The organism is Bacteroides sp. 1_1_30, from assembly GCF_020982715.1.
Classification (GTDB): Bacteria; Bacteroidota; Bacteroidia; order Bacteroidales; family Bacteroidaceae; genus Bacteroides; species Bacteroides xylanisolvens.
The window spans coordinates 1-15,359 of sequence record NZ_JAJKHN010000119.1 but is presented as its reverse complement, the minus strand read 5'-3'; the positions used below and the strand labels follow the sequence as shown (position 1 = coordinate 15,359).

10 protein-coding genes are annotated in these 15,359 nt (G+C 38.0%); 6 read left to right on the top strand and 4 right to left on the bottom strand.

Going from position 1 to position 15,359, the window contains the following annotated elements; all coding sequences use genetic code 11:
- Positions 1-409: 409 nt before the first annotated feature.
- Genes LPH68_RS23560 through LPH68_RS23545 form a run of 4 tightly spaced genes read right to left on the bottom strand, consistent with a single transcriptional unit; the run spans position 410 to position 5,432 of the window.
- On the bottom strand, positions 410-1,717 hold the full coding sequence (locus LPH68_RS23560) for a DUF4989 domain-containing protein (RefSeq protein ID WP_004301374.1): 1,308 nt from the start codon (positions 1,715-1,717) through the stop codon (positions 410-412).
- Between the two features lie 20 nt (positions 1,718-1,737).
- The gene (locus tag LPH68_RS23555; protein WP_004310998.1) at positions 1,738-3,165 is read right to left on the bottom strand and encodes a BT_3987 domain-containing protein; all 1,428 of its coding nucleotides are present in this window, start codon (positions 3,163-3,165) and stop codon (positions 1,738-1,740) included.
- A 26-nt stretch (positions 3,166-3,191) separates the two neighbouring features.
- Positions 3,192-4,352, bottom strand: coding sequence for a DUF1735 and LamG domain-containing protein (locus tag LPH68_RS23550; protein WP_004310999.1), 1,161 nt, complete (start codon positions 4,350-4,352; stop codon positions 3,192-3,194).
- A gap of 9 nt (positions 4,353-4,361) precedes the next feature.
- On the bottom strand, positions 4,362-5,432 hold the full coding sequence (locus tag LPH68_RS23545; RefSeq protein WP_032856118.1) for a glycoside hydrolase family 18: 1,071 nt from the start codon (positions 5,430-5,432) through the stop codon (positions 4,362-4,364).
- Between the two features lie 237 nt (positions 5,433-5,669).
- Between LPH68_RS23545 and LPH68_RS23540 the strand changes: the two genes are divergently transcribed.
- From LPH68_RS23540 to LPH68_RS23515, 6 genes are all read left to right on the top strand, one after another.
- A complete protein-coding gene (locus LPH68_RS23540; RefSeq protein WP_004301370.1) occupies positions 5,670-8,996 on the top strand; it encodes a TonB-dependent receptor in 3,327 nt (1,108 codons plus the stop codon).
- An 11-nt stretch (positions 8,997-9,007) separates the two neighbouring features.
- Entirely contained in the window at positions 9,008-10,630 is a 1,623-nt protein-coding gene (locus LPH68_RS23535) for a SusD/RagB family nutrient-binding outer membrane lipoprotein (RefSeq protein ID WP_118161046.1), read from the top strand.
- A 90-nt stretch (positions 10,631-10,720) separates the two neighbouring features.
- Positions 10,721-11,806: a glycoside hydrolase family 18 gene (locus tag LPH68_RS23530; protein WP_004323633.1), complete on the top strand. Its 1,086-nt coding sequence runs from the start codon at positions 10,721-10,723 to the stop codon at positions 11,804-11,806.
- An 11-nt stretch (positions 11,807-11,817) separates the two neighbouring features.
- The gene (locus tag LPH68_RS23525; protein WP_151923018.1) at positions 11,818-12,984 is read left to right on the top strand and encodes a DUF1735 and LamG domain-containing protein; all 1,167 of its coding nucleotides are present in this window, start codon (positions 11,818-11,820) and stop codon (positions 12,982-12,984) included.
- Positions 12,985-13,009: 25 nt separating this feature from the next.
- Entirely contained in the window at positions 13,010-14,434 is a 1,425-nt protein-coding gene (locus tag LPH68_RS23520) for a BT_3987 domain-containing protein (RefSeq protein WP_151923017.1), read from the top strand.
- Between the two features lie 32 nt (positions 14,435-14,466).
- Positions 14,467-15,285 carry a BACON domain-containing protein gene (locus LPH68_RS23515; RefSeq protein WP_230297173.1) on the top strand — a complete coding sequence of 273 codons (819 nt, stop codon included), beginning with the start codon at positions 14,467-14,469 and terminating at the stop codon, positions 15,283-15,285.
- Positions 15,286-15,359 lie beyond the last annotated feature (74 nt).

Below are 15,359 nucleotides of genomic sequence, written 5' to 3'. Positions count from 1 at the left end.
AGACTAAAAGCCGGATGGGATGAAAAATATTTGTCACAACTTTTACAGAACAATAATTTTTAATGCGTCTGCCCTGCGCCATTACAGTTACATTATTAAGCCACGATAATCAGATTTATATGGCTTCATTGTAACAAAAACAAGCTATCTTACACCTATTATGACCCTTATACGGCTATTTTGCACAATGATAGATAACCCGTTTTTACTGGTAAAAGTATGATAGATATTTTGTTTCACTATGTAGCATTTAATTCAAATATTTAGGAACATGAGCAAACGTTAGACTTAGAAAAGTTAGCGCCTGCCCGTTCTTTGAAAAAGCAATTAAAAAGAGGCTGACTCAAAAACAATCTTGAGACAGCCTCTCGAATACAAACTTTAACCTATATTCTTTTTAGACTCAATACTACTTAAAGACGTATATTTCATAAAGCTCACATCCCCAAGAAGCCAAAAGATCAAATTTCACATACCGTGCAGTTATAGATTCAATGAATTGATAGTAATCGGCATTCTCATCAGCAGTAGCTACTTTTCCTAGATAATTCCATGTGTTTCCATCAGAAGAAACTGATAATTGTACATTTTGAGGAGCATAATAATATATATAATCAAGACCTACTCCAGTGATTGTTTTTTCCTCTCCCATATCGAGTGTAAATGAAATATCTCCATCAGAACATATACCTTCATAGTTACCTTTGGTTTCACCATCAATAAGCGAACCGCCACCATCGTTTTGATAAAAATCACTACTATCTTCCACATCTACAGACCAACCCTGTTTGGCCCATTCTATCCAACCGGAAGGCCGTTTGTAAGATATGTGTTCAAATCCTCTTATATATTTATTTATATTCAAGGTGAAAGAACTTCTTTTCTCATCCTGCACGAAGACCGGATCTTCACATTCAAAAACAGCTGTGATATTTAATGTGTTTGACGAGTCGTCCGATGTACGCAACAAAAAGTCATTAGTAATCTCCCAAGTAATATCTCCTGATGTCTTTTCACCAGCAGGAATTATAATTTCTGCAGGAGTAATACTAATGTCTTTCAGGTATTCGTCATCCACTCCTTCCGTTGTAAGTTTCACCTTTACATCTTTCCGAGCAGGACGATCCAATTGTACACTGAATGTATATAGATTGCGCTCCGTGTCCTTAAATTCTCCGTTGAAATAAGTATGTTCGAATGTAGTTTTATTACCGACTTTTCCTTCCAAGAAACCTGTAGCTACATACGCCTCTTTCTTTATCAAAGCTTTTGCCTCCAAGGTAATAGATGGCATTTTATATCCTTGCACAGTAGCTCTCACTCCTAAATTATAGGTAGCTTCATCGTAATTAGATTGAAAAACATCCATATTTTTTATACCCAAAGTAACACTGGCATCCGTATAGCCTGCCGGAATTATCAATTTGGTATCACTTAACTCAACATCTTCTCCGATTGGCTCAAAAGTAACTATTGCGTCCTCGGGTGAAGCGTTAAAACGAAAGGTGAATATTACGGGTTTATCGAATTCTAATATACCCTCATTATTATAGGTGGCATTCACTGTTATTTCCGAGCCTTCTCCGTCTTCCGCCACAAGAGAAAAATTGTTATCCGGATAGGTAGCCAGACTTGGAGTTTCATCTTCGCCGCATCCAGAAAGGGCTGTCAGCAAACCGACTGCCAATAATAAGAAAAATCTATAAAGTGTTCTCATTTCTACAATTGTTTTTTAATTTATTGCAAATCATCGGGATATTGGTAAGGTGTGGCATCATTGTCTTTGTAGAACACGGTAGGTGCTTGTAACGGAGAACCATACAGAGTTCTCACATCAGACAGACGCCGGAATACATTGCCATAATTTTCCGGCTTCGGTGAAAAGCCCATAAACCATCCAGAACCTTGGTTTATCAGTCTTTGTCCCTGTAAATCGCCACCTGTACCTCTAACAAACTCCATGGATTGACCGGAACATTCTTTGGATGTCAGGTCCCCATACGGAACTTGAGAAGGATCTCTACCATAATCACCAACTACAATATCTATCCAGTTTTTAATAGTTACTCCATCAACAACGGTTGCCTTCGAACTATACATTCTTCTTAATGCATATACTGCTACGATTTTATCAGGCATTGCTTGTTTAGTTTCGTAGCATAAACGTGCCGCAGCCTCCTCACTAGGCTCTGTTAATGCTGGATTATTCGGATCATAAGCACCTTCATATTCGTCATCAAAACATACCCCGTCCAGATTATATGCTTTGCAATACTGAGCTAGTTCTCGTGCAAAGTCTTTGGCACCTTGTTTAGAAAGTTGCGCCACTCCTGTTATATCCCCGTTACTAAGTATTCCTAATACTATTTTAGTTCCACGTTTACGAAGTGGTTGCAAAAATTTCTCATTATTATCTAGCAAATATTGTATGTAAGCATTACATTTTAAATAAGGGCGTTGGGCTTGTGCGTCCCAGTTGATATTGGCAGCAAATGGAGATACTACATCCCACAGCAATTTTCCGTTTTCCAGTTGAAAAGAAAGAGCATTCAGTGGATTTGTACCATCAAAGAAGACAAATGACTTTACTACATCTTCCCCTTTGTAAGTGTTTCCTAACTTCCTCATATCTTTTATCAAATAGATACAATGACCAGCTTTCTCATCTTTTATGGTAATGTCGCTACTTACGTGGGTAAGAGCTATAGGTAAAGCATAGGTTTTATCTTCTTTCAAAGTGCCGTCCGTCTGAATGGTGATGTCAGTCTGAGCAGATTTTGTTTGTGCATCTACAATAAGCTTCCCGTCATTCTTAAAAGAAACCAAGTGCGCAGGATACAATTCAAAATCGGTTTCATGCTCTTTGTTATAAGTATCCAAATAGTCTGCATCAATAATTACTTGAGCAAAAGTACTGGTACTCGCCATTTTACTAAGACTCATTTTTACAGAAGTAGTATAAGTATCTTTGTATAGCTCCACTACGTTAGAGGACAAATTGGACTTTCCGTCACGCAAGTATCCATTGTTTTCATAAATGCCAGTATATGCTGACTCATCTATTGCTTTATTTATGACAAGATCATCATCACAAGAGGTAAGGCAAGTTATGCCGCCTGCAAATATGGCAACCATCAACCCTGTTATCAGATATTTTTGTTTCATAATAATATTCTTTTTAATTAAAAGGATTAATATATTTGAGGAAGTTCTACAGGAACCCATATCGGATCTTTACTCGCAGTGATATCATTTCCATTACCTGTACGATCTATAACAACCTTTCCAGACCCCTCATTAAATTTCCAGTAGGCTACAAGTCCTTCACTGGCAGGATTTACTTTATAAGGATTATCTGCAATTTGCTCTGCAGTTCTTTCTACGCTCCAAATACGAACCTCTGAAATTTCTCCCGGAAGCCAGCGGGTACCATCAAAAGAACGGCCTATATAGCAATTCTTAGTTAAATCAACCGTACTATTTGCTGACTGGTCTTTATACACCGCCACACCATTCTTGTAATAGATTCGGTTTTTATTGACAGTGTTATACACAACAGCTATGTGTACCCATTCGTCTACCGGAAGTCCAATACCTGGTGCGTGATTTGCTGGAGGAAAACTTCCACCTGGCACAAATGCCTGAAGTTGATCACGTGGACGGTCGCCATCACCGATACGTATAAGGAAATTACCTTCAATTCCAAAAACAGAACTTAGTGCATTATCACGTTTGGCCACCCAGTCATCACTTCGTACCAATGCTTCCACTGTAATAGTAATCATCTTGCTTACATCACTATTCCATTTTATCGGAAAATAGTTTTCTTTAATATTAGCTACAACATTAATAAGAGCAGCGCCTTTGATGATAAAATAAGTAGTACGGGCACTCTCAAGAAGTCCAATTCCAGATACATTTGTGATTGTAACAGGCAACACATAACGTCTTGAGTCGTCCAATTGATTCAAATTAACGAAATTCACTATGATATCATCTCCAGAAATTCCTCCGGGTTGAATCGTAACATTCTTCACAGGAATATCATAAAACGCTTCGGGAAGTGCTGTAGCATTATCTCCATAACTTAGATTGTAGGTAGCCGCTAAAGATGGTTTGGCATCAAAGCTGACTTGGATTTCGTTGTCGACAGGAGCAGCAAGCCGATAAGTAATTTTACGACTGTCAAACAATACATCTTCTTTAATCAGTAAATCTTCTGTTACGGGTACCGAACTTATATAAAGCTTATTGTCATAATGATGTTCATCATTAATATCCGTATCCTTGCAGCTGCTTACCGTAAATGCAGTAAATGCTATAAATGCTAATTGATAAATATGCAATTTCATATTGTATTTCTATTTATTAGGATTCATTATATGAATAGTTTCACGTACTGTTCCATAAGTATTATTGTAATAATCCTTTTGGATATTGATGATAAAAATACCAGTGCAGGTATAATCTGGTGATGCCTGTACAATCCATTGAGCTGTACCTTGTGCAGCCAATACTTTATTTCCATTTGCATCCCGTGTATCCCAATAACCAATTATCATATCCTTATCTTCCTGTTGAGGAAACTGTGTACAGGCAATAAAACGATCTTTTGGAACAAGATCCGCATTCGTTCCTGCTACGTCTATGCCTGCTTGAATAGCCATAAAAACATTTAATGTCAGATCCTCCATGTTTTTGGAAGAAGCGGTTTTCAGTATCAGATGATTGTATTTATCCAGCATATCCATGTTTTCTGGAGCCAAATACTGCACATAACCGTAAAAAACCAATGTTTTGTCGGTATGCTTAATCCGCCAATCCAACACTCTGCTGAAGAAGTTTTGCTGACGTGCCTTGTATTGTTGTAACACATCTTCTTGCATACCCACCATTGAAAGTCCTGTATAGTCAATTAGGATACCATCATATCCATAATTGTCACATAGAACCAGCATAGCATCCGTACGTTCATTCAGATACCTTTGTGCATCTTCTTCCGTCAATTCGGAATTATCTTTTGCCTTATTGTTCCATTCTTGTTCTAAACTCTCATAATTAATGCAGGAAAGCGTGCGGATATTCTTCTCGCGTATTTTTACCATTTCGGCTTGTGTTTCAGACGAGAGCTTTTCTGGATTATTCAAACAGATAAAATCCACACTGTCCAGTATAGCGGTGAGACGTTCGGTTTGATTGATTGGATTAGTTTCCGGATTGTCAAAAGAGACAAAGACTAACTTATGTTCTCCATCCTTGTAGCGTTTCAGATCTCTGATATAGTCAGCATACAGTTGCGGGTTTTGCTCTTCAAATGTAGGGTAATGGATGTTAATGCTTTCTGGGTCTGTCCAGCCTTCGCATGAGGAATACATCATCCCCCACACCATCAATATTGTTGTAAACAAACTGTTTTTTACTATTCTTTTCATATATATTATCACTTAAAGATTTTAATCACATTATTTTCATCCAAGTTCTCTAAGTACTTGGTAAATTCTAAATATAGGTTATTCAAGGAGATATCAGATATTTCTTACTTTTTTCGAAAAAAAAGAGAAAATGGACTAAGTGTTTATTATATTAGCATTGTTTTATTAACAAAGGAAGGGAAAGTCGACACTCTTCTTTTTGAGTTTAATAAAATGTATAACCATTAAATTAAATGTATGGAAAGCAAACATTCGCTTCGAAAGTCGAAGTTATTTCGAGCTTTATTGATTCTTTTGTTGATAGCAGTTCCTGTACAATGGGCTGCGGCACAGTTGACCTTATCAACTCCCCGTACAACTTTAGGAACTGTAATTAAACAAATTCAATCACAATCAAAGTACCAATTTTTCTACAATGACAAGCTATCAACTGTCACAGTTGAACCTTTAAAAGTAAAAGATGCTTCTTTAGAGCAAGTTTTAAACACACTTTTGAAAAATAAAGATATCTCTTATAAAATAGAAGAGAATATAATTTATTTATCAGAAAAAGAAAATTCCGATTCACTACAACAACAAAGCGGGAAAGAACGTACTATAACCGGACAAGTTGTAGATGCTAAAGGAGAACCATTGATTGGTGTTAGCATTTTAGTGAAAGGAACAACAGACGGAGCTATTACCGATTTGGATGGTAACTACAAAATTGTGACAAAAAGCAATAACCCAGTTATTGTTTATTCTTATATCGGATATAAGACACAAGAAATCCCTTTGAAAGGACAGACAGCCATTAATATTACGATGATGGATGATACCCAAGTGATTGACGAGGTAGTTGTTACAGCTTTGGGTATTAAGCGTTCAGAGAAAGCTTTGAGTTATAATGTCACACAGGTCGATGCAGAATCAGCTTTAGCTGTAAAAGATGCGAACTTTATTAATTCACTGAACGGAAAGGTTGCGGGTTTAAATATCAACTCTTCTTCTTCTGGTATTGGTGGTGCAAGTAAAGTTGTTATGCGTGGCTCCAGGGGTATCGAACAATCGTCTAATGCTCTTTATGTTATCGACGGTATTCCAATGTATAACCTGAGCGCTTCTGGTGGTTCTGAAGAGATGCAATCGCAAGGCTCTACAGAAGCTATAGCTGATATAAACCCAGATGACATTGAATCAATGTCAGTTTTGTCTGGTGCTGCTGCTGCCGCATTGTATGGTAGCAATGCATCTAATGGTGCTATTGTGATTACAACCAAAAAAGGAAAAGTGGGTCGTGTAGCCTTGACCGTATCTAGTAATACAGAAATGTTATCTCCATTCGTCATGCCACAGTTTCAGAATCGCTATGGAACTTCTGGAACAGATGCTAGTTGGGGTAAAAGATTGAATGAAGCTAATTACCGCGGATACGATCCTGCAAGTGATTATTTTCAGACTGGGCTTATTGGAACAGAATCTGTAACACTTTCTACTGGTACTGAACACAATCAGACATATCTTTCTGCCGCAGCCGTTAATTCGCGTGGCATTATTCCAAATAACAAATACGACCGCTATAACTTTACATTCCGGAACACCACTCTTTTTCTAGAAGATAAGATGAAACTGGATGTTGGTGCTCAATATATTATGCAGAAAGACCGTAATATGGTGAATCAAGGTATTTATGCAAACCCATTGTCTTCTGCTTACCTGTTTCCGCGTGGAAATGACTGGGAAGATTACAAAATGTACGAACGTTATGATTTAGAGCGTAATATGTATACGCAATATTGGCCTCAAGGAGGGGGATCGTTCCGTTTACAAAATCCTTACTGGATTAATTATCGTAACTTGCGTGAAAATGACAAAGATCGTTATATGTTGAGTGCAGCTTTAAGTTACGATATTCTAAGTTGGTTGAACGTAGCTGGACGTGTACGTCTAGATAATTCATACAACACATATACACAAAAATACTATGCCTCTACCATCGCAACTATTGCTGAAGGTGAAAATGGTTTTTATGGTGTAACAAACACTCGTGACAAGCAAACATATGCAGACTTATTGTTGAATATAAATAAAACATTTGGCGAGGATTGGAGTTTAACAGCTAATATCGGAGCATCTTATTCAGACAATCGTTCTGAAGCTCTTGCCGTTAGTGGACCAATTGCAGCGAATGGACTTCCTAACTTTTTCACAGTTGCTCAATTGGATAAAGAAACTGGGAAACGTGAAGAAACTGGTTATCGTGAACAAACACAATCTATATTTGCATCTGCAGAAGTTGGTTATAGAAGTACTTACTACTTGACTCTTACCGGACGTAATGATTGGCCAAGTCAATTAGCGGGACCGAACTCAAAACAGTCTTCTTTTTTCTACCCGTCAGTAGGAGGCTCTGTTGTTTTGTCTGAACTTTTCAAATTACCTGAAAGTATTTCATACTTAAAACTACGTGCTTCTTGGGCATCCGTAGGTCTACCATTTGGACGCTTCCTTGCTTATCCAACTTTTTCATGGAATACTTCAACAGGAGCATACTCTTCTCAGTCTGCATATCCATTGTATGATTTGAAACCGGAACGTACAGATTCTTGGGAAGTAGGTCTTACTGCACGTTTCCTTAAACATTTCAATTTTGATGTTTCATTCTATAATACCAAGACTTACAATCAAACCATGGATGCAAAGCTTTCTCCAACAGGAGGCTATAGTACATTCTATGCGCAGACTGGTAACGTACGTAACCGTGGTGTAGAACTTTCACTTGGTTACAAGAATACATGGAACAAGTTTTCATGGAGTTCTAACTACACATTCAGTGCCAATAAAAACAAGATTTTAAGCCTGATTGATGGTTACATAAACCCTGTAACCGGTGAAGAAATAACAAAAGACCGTATGGATGTAGGTGGTTTATCAAAGGCACGGTTCATTCTAAAAGTAGGTGGATCTTTAGGTGATCTCTACTCACAGTCTGACTTGCTTCGAGATTCAAATAATAAGATTTATGTAAATGCCGATGGAAATGTAGCAGTGAATGACAAAGCTGATGATATTTATTTAGGATCTGTTTTTCCAAAAGCTAATATGGCATGGCGCAATGACTTTCAATATGGTAACTGGGGACTTGGCTTCCTTCTTACTGCCCGTTTGGGAGGAGTCGTTTACTCTGCGACTCAAGCCGTTCTTGACTCCTATGGTGTATCCGAAGCTACAGCAGCAGCTCGTGATAATGGTGGAGTCGTGATAAACGGCAACGATATGATTGACGCGCAAAAGTGGTATACAGTGGTTGGTGCCGACAGCGGTATTCCTCAATATTACACTTATAGTGCTACCAATTTACGTCTGCAAGAAGCTTCTGTCAGCTACACTATCCCAAGAAAGAAATTGAAAAATATTATGGATATCACTCTTTCGCTGGTAGGTCGTAACTTGTGGATGATTTATTGCAAGGCTCCTTTCGATCCTGAATCTGTAGCCACTACAGGTAACTATTACCAGGGAATTGATTACTTTATGATGCCTAGCCTTCGTAGCGTAGGATTCAATTTGAAACTTAAATTCTAAAAACGGAAAAGATGAAGAAAAATACAATAATACAGTTTATAGTCACTGGTATGTTTCTTTTCGGTGCAACTGCATGTACAGGAAACTTTGAAGATTACAATAAAAATCCTCATGAACCAGACCAAAATGACATGGGAGTAGATTGGTATTTGGTAAGATCATTAGCTCTTAATTTACAAGATTTGATGATGCCAGAACAAGAGAACTTTTCTCAATATGTAGACTGTTTGATGGCAGGAGCATTTTCGGGATATGTAGCAGACTCCAATTTGGGTACAGGTTGGTCTGGTCGTTACGCAACTTATAATCCTTCAGACGATTGGAAAAAAATTCCATTCAATGATTTTTATTCAAAGTTTTATCCTGATTACTTCAATTTGAAAAATCAAAGCGATGATGAACTTTTCTTATCGTTGGCCGAGTTATATCGTATCGTCGTAATGTTACGTGTAACAGATACATATGGTCCCATCCCTTATTCAAAAGTAGGTGCAGCTAATGCGATCAAATCCCCTTATGATTCTCAGCAAGCTGTCTATGCCAAAATGCTAGAAGATTTGGATAATATTATTACAGTATTAGGAAAGTTTGGCAACCAAAGCTTCAGCTCAAGTGCTGATAGAATTTATAATGGCAATACATCAGCATGGTATAAGTTTGCCAACTCTTTGAAGCTAAGAATGGCGATGCGTACTTGCTATGTAGCAGGATTTAACGTGAATGGAAAAACATCACAGCAATTGGCTGAAGAAGCTGTAGCAGCAGGTGTTATGACTGCTGCAACTGATGGCGCTTATCGTAAAGTTGCCGATCATAATCCATGGCAACGTTTTATGGTACTATGGTCAGATGCACGAATTTCAGCGGATTTAACCTGCTACATGAATGCATACAACGATCCTCGTCGCGAAGCATATTATGATAAAAGTACTTTTGGCACCGTGTCGGGAAATGCATATACTGGAGAAGAAAGTTATGTAGGTTTACGTCGGGGTATTCTGCAAGGACAATATAACTCCTGGTCACAAGGCTCTTCTTGTATGAAAGTCACTACGAGTGATAATATAGTTGTGTTCCGTGCATCAGAAGTCGCTTTCTTGCGTGCTGAAGGAGCTCTTCGTAACTGGAACATGGGAGGAACAGCTAAAGACTTCTATGAGGAAGGAATCCGTTTGTCGTTTGAAGAAAACGGAATTACCAGTGGAGTCGAAAATTATCTTGCAAGTACGGGAAAAGTAGAAGCATATAAAGATCCACTGAAAGGACAAAGTGCCCAAACTTATGATTACTCTGGAGCTATTAATACAAATGTAACTGTGGCATGGTCTGGAGGTGATTTTGAAAAAAGCTTAGAACAGATTATTACTCAAAAATGGATTGCAAACTTTCCAAATGGTATGGAATCATGGACTGAGTACCGTCGTACAGGCTATCCTAAATTAATGCCAATGGTAGCAAATGCAAGTGGAGGAATTGTTAATGATGCGGAAGGTGCACGACGCATGCCATATCCAACTGATGAATATCGTGAAAATAGAGAAAGCGTAGAAGCAGCAGTTGCGACATTGACACAAGAGTCCAAGACTAAAAGAGGAGATACGATGGCAACTCACGTATGGTGGGACTGTAAATAAATCAACCAATGAGTAACAAAAAATAAAAATATATACCAAGTACTTAGTATATTAAATTATACAAATAAAATTACCTTAATTATAGCATATATGAGAAGAAAAATAAAATATCTCATGCCTGTAATGCTGGCATGTTCTATGATGCAGTTCTCGTGTTCTGACTGGACAGATCCAGAAAGCATCAATATACATACTCCTTCTATGGAGGAACAAAATCCGGAACTTTATGCTCAATACCTGGAATCTCTCAACAACTTTAAAGCAACAGACCATCAGGTAGTAATTGTTTCAGTTAATAATGTAAGTACTGTAACAACCTCACGCAGTCAACATCTTACTGATATGCCTGACAGTCTCGACTATATTTGTCTAAACAATACAATGGAAGTAAATCAGGCAAATATATCTGAGATGAAGGAAGTACGTCGATTGGGTACAAAAGTATTGGGATTAGTTGATTTCGATGCTATAGAAAGTGCATGGAAAAAGATTCTTGAAGAAGAAGCAGCCAACGCTGTACCTAATCCCGAATCTGATGAAACAGAAAATGGAGAAGAAGGAGAAGAGACTGTCGACGATGCAACACGTTTTATTGAATACTGCAAAAGTGAGGTCACTAAACAAATCGCCGCAAGTAACGCTTTAGATGTAGATGGAATTGTAGTGAATTATACAGGCTTCGACCTCAATTCGCTTGTTGAAGAGAATGAAATTGCCGCTGAAACAGCACGTCAAGGAGCATTCTTTGACGCGGTAGCTAACTGGAAAGTTGCGAATACTAATAAGGACTTGCTTTTCAAAGGTTACCCGCAGAACGTTATTGGTAAAAGTCTGCTTTCTGATTGTAAATACATCATTGTCAATGCGCATGGAGCAAAAAACCAATACGAGATGTCTTATCTCATACTCATGGCATCAGCAAAAAACGTACCAACCGACCGCTTCATCATGGGAGTAACAACGCCTTATCTTACCAATTCGGGGAGTTACAATGGTGAACTCGGAGATGGCTCATCTGCCATCATTGGAGCTGCTCAATGGGCAGTGGCAAAGACACCTGACTACACCAAAGCTGGAATTTCAATTGATGCAGCGGAAAAAGACTATTTTAATGCCAGCAATGTATACCCAACTTTAAAAGAAGCCATAAGTATATTGAGTCCAACCGTTAAATAAAAAACTGCCTTATGAAATTAAACAATTTAATATTTACAGCTCTTGCCGGTTTCTCAATAATTCTCACCGGTTGCCAGAACAACGATGAAAATGAACAGCATTATGACAATAAACTCTTCATTTCGGCATCGAACTTTACTAAGGAAATACTGTTCAAGGCTGGTGATACAAATGTAGAAACTGGTCTTTCAGTAGCCATAGCAAAGCCTGAAGAACATGATATCAAAGTGACTATGTCACCTGCTCCCGAGCTTTTACCAACTTATAAACAGGCATATTATGATGAAACTGCAGTACTTCTTTCCGAAGAGCATTATTCAATGCCAGAAACTTCGACTACCATCAAATCAGGTAGTATAGTTAGTCCAGAATTGCCTATTGAATTCATTAATACAGGAGAACTTGATATCAAAACCACTTATGTGCTTCCAGTCACTATTAAATCAGTGGAAGGGATCGACGTTTTGCAAAGTGCTAAAACATATTATTATGTATTCCGCGGAGCATCACTTATTAATGTGGTATGTAATATCAGTCGTAATCGTGCTTACCCGGATTTCAAGAATGACTCCAAATTCAATAATCTAACGGAGAATACGATGGAGATACTGTTCAAGGCCAATTCATTCCCTAATACTCTGAACACGTTGATGGGTATTGAAAGCAATTACTTGCTTCGTATCGGTGACGCAAATATTCCGAATAACCAACTTCAAGTAGCCACTTCTGTTAACAATTGTACAAGCGCAGACCTTCAACTTGAAAGTGGCAAGTGGTATCATGTAGCTGTCGCATTCAATAAAGGTAATGTCAAAGTATATATCAATGGCGTAGAAAAGCTTTCCGGTTCAACAGGAAAGAGTTCTGTTAGTCTTGGTGCCAAACATACCAATGAAGAAGACGGTTCACGCTGCTTCTGGGTAGGTTATTCCTATAAAGATGACCGCTATTTTGATGGCGTCGTTTCCGAAGTACGAATCTGGAATCGTGCATTAACAGCAGAAGAAATTCAGGCAACAAACCACTTCTACACAGTAGAACCTGAATCGGAAGGGCTCATTGCATATTGGAAATTTGACGAAGGTTCGGGTACAGTAGCTAAAGATTACAGCGTGAGTGGCTATGATTTGACAATCGAAAAAGAACCTAAATGGGAATCTGTTTCATTGCCTCAATAATAAATCATTTAACTAAGAATTGAATATGAATATGATAAACAATATCAAATATGCTTTCCTGCCAGTGGTGATGTTCACTATGGCAACTTTCACATCTTGTGAGGAAGATATTGAAATAGGAAACAAGATAGATGAATCTTCTTATTTGGCATCGACTCAACTGAGCGGATTATTATTGGACGAAAATACGAACAAAAACAGTTCGGTAATCGAGCTCCGAAATAATGAATATAGCACTAATGTGGTATTCCGTCTTTCTAAACTACCTCAAAAAGGAGTAGATGTTCAAATAGCTGTCGAGGAATCATATGCAGCTATATATAATACTACCCATGAAACGGATTTCGAAGTGTTTCCTGCTGCTAATGTAAAAATCGCAAATGATGGTACTTTTGTACTTGCCCCTGATGATAAAGTTACCCCAAGCGTGAAAGTTACACTGACTGCGTTTGATGGAATGGAAGAGGATAAAACTTACATAGTACCTTTAACAGTAACATCTTCTACTGAAGGAGTAACATTTACTGAAACTTCCAAGCATATGGTACTTCTCGTCCAGGATTATCGCAACAAACCTAATACTAACAAAGGAGAAGATGCGGTACAAACAGTTCTTTATTTCGAAGTTAATGATACTAACCCACTCAATGCCCTTGAGTTTCTGACTGAAAGTGGTAAATATTTTTTCGACCATGTTGTACTTTTTGCAGCTAATATCAATTGGGATCCAGAGAAACAACGAGTGTATTTAGCGAACAATGAAAATGTTCAATTCTTACTCGACAATAATGATAAGTATCTACAACCATTGCGTAAAGCTGGTATGAAAATTATTATTAGCATTCTGGGTAATCACGACGAAGCTGGTGTCGCTCAACTTTCGGATATGGGAGCTCGGGAATTCGCCCGGGAACTGGCAGCCTACTGCCGTGCCTATAATTTGGACGGCGTCGCTTTCGATGATGAATATTCGAACTCACCAGACCTTTCAAACCCATGGCTTGCAAGACCATCAGCTTATGCGGGTTCACGATTAATGTATGAATGTAAAGCTGTCATGCCGGAAAAAATTGTCTCGCTCTATAACCTTGGCAACATGTATTCAAGTAGTCTCCAAGTTATCGATGGTATCGAACCTGGTCAATATTGCGATTATGCTGTAGCTGACTATGGTGGTGCTGCTGGACCAGGTACCGGTATGACATTGAAACAGTGTGCTGGTATGTCAATAGAACTAAGACGAGGCAGTGGCAACTCAAGTGAATCTACAGCGCGTTCTAGAAAAGAAGCTGGTTATGGATACTACATGTTCTTCGCACTTGACCCATCATTATATGGTTCACAAGTATATAGATGCCAATCCGTTTGTAAAGGTTTGTACGATGAAACATTAGTTTATCCAAGTTACTATTATAAAAAGAATAGTACAGAACGTGAAGCTATTAACTGATTAATGTATATTTTACCTTAAAAAGAATAGATATGAAATTATTTAAGAATTTAATGATAGTGTTATCGGTATCCCTCCTACTATGGGGTTGTTCTGATGATGATGAATCAATCAATAATGGTAATTCAACAATCTCACTATCGACCAATATACTCCAAGTGGATAAAAATGGAGGGGATGCTACAGTTACTGTAACAAGCTCCGATAACTGGCGGTTGTCAGGAATATGTGATTGGGCACATCCGTCAATAACTTCAGGTAAAGATGGTGATGTAGTTACTTTTACCATCGATCCTAACAAATTAGATGAAAAGCGTACTGCAACCTTCAAGTTTTTCACAGGTTCTTCAGTTGTGCCACTACAAGTAGAGTCTCAACCTGCATATATAATGGATTTACTTTCTGACGAAGCTCTTTCTATTACTAAAGAAAAAAGTACTGTGAGAATTCAACTTAATACCAATGTGGCCGACCCAACGATAACATATAGTGACGGTGGTAAAGAGTGGCTGACATTCGATAGACGTAATGAATTCGGTGGCAAAGTAACTTTATCATTCACTGCTGCCGAGAACAAGACATATAAAGATCGTAGTACAAAAATTACAATCTCAAGCCCACTCGTTACTGAAAGTGTCAATGTAGATATTAATCAAAAACAAACAGATGCAATTATCACCGAAAGTAACACTTTAACATATGATCTAACAGCACGAACTATCTCTTTTAAAGTGAAATACAACGTCAATTACGCTATTTCCATAACAAAAGGGAAAGATTGGATTACTGATCAATCAATTTCCGAACCACAAAAAGGCGATGATGGTTTGACTACGGTTACTGTTACTTAGGGATATTCCTAAAATAATAAAATTTAAGGCAACTAATTCATTGCGAGTTAGTTGCCTTTTTTGTATCTTTAAGC

Bases quoted from the DNA above. Each gene is read 5' to 3' on its own strand.
- LPH68_RS23515 (WP_230297173.1), top strand. From the start codon at position 14,467: ATGAAATTATTTAAGAATTTAATGATAGTGTTATCGGTATCCCTCCTA.
- LPH68_RS23545 (WP_032856118.1), bottom strand. From the start codon at position 5,432: ATGAAAAGAATAGTAAAAAACAGTTTGTTTACAACAATATTGATGGTG.
- LPH68_RS23520 (WP_151923017.1), top strand. From the start codon at position 13,010: ATGAATATGATAAACAATATCAAATATGCTTTCCTGCCAGTGGTGATG.
- LPH68_RS23530 (WP_004323633.1), top strand. From the start codon at position 10,721: ATGAGAAGAAAAATAAAATATCTCATGCCTGTAATGCTGGCATGTTCT.
- LPH68_RS23550 (WP_004310999.1), bottom strand. From the start codon at position 4,352: ATGAAATTGCATATTTATCAATTAGCATTTATAGCATTTACTGCATTT.
- LPH68_RS23540 (WP_004301370.1), top strand. From the start codon at position 5,670: ATGGAAAGCAAACATTCGCTTCGAAAGTCGAAGTTATTTCGAGCTTTA.
- LPH68_RS23535 (WP_118161046.1), top strand. From the start codon at position 9,008: ATGAAGAAAAATACAATAATACAGTTTATAGTCACTGGTATGTTTCTT.
- LPH68_RS23525 (WP_151923018.1), top strand. From the start codon at position 11,818: ATGAAATTAAACAATTTAATATTTACAGCTCTTGCCGGTTTCTCAATA.
- LPH68_RS23555 (WP_004310998.1), bottom strand. From the start codon at position 3,165: ATGAAACAAAAATATCTGATAACAGGGTTGATGGTTGCCATATTTGCA.
- LPH68_RS23560 (WP_004301374.1), bottom strand. From the start codon at position 1,717: ATGAGAACACTTTATAGATTTTTCTTATTATTGGCAGTCGGTTTGCTG.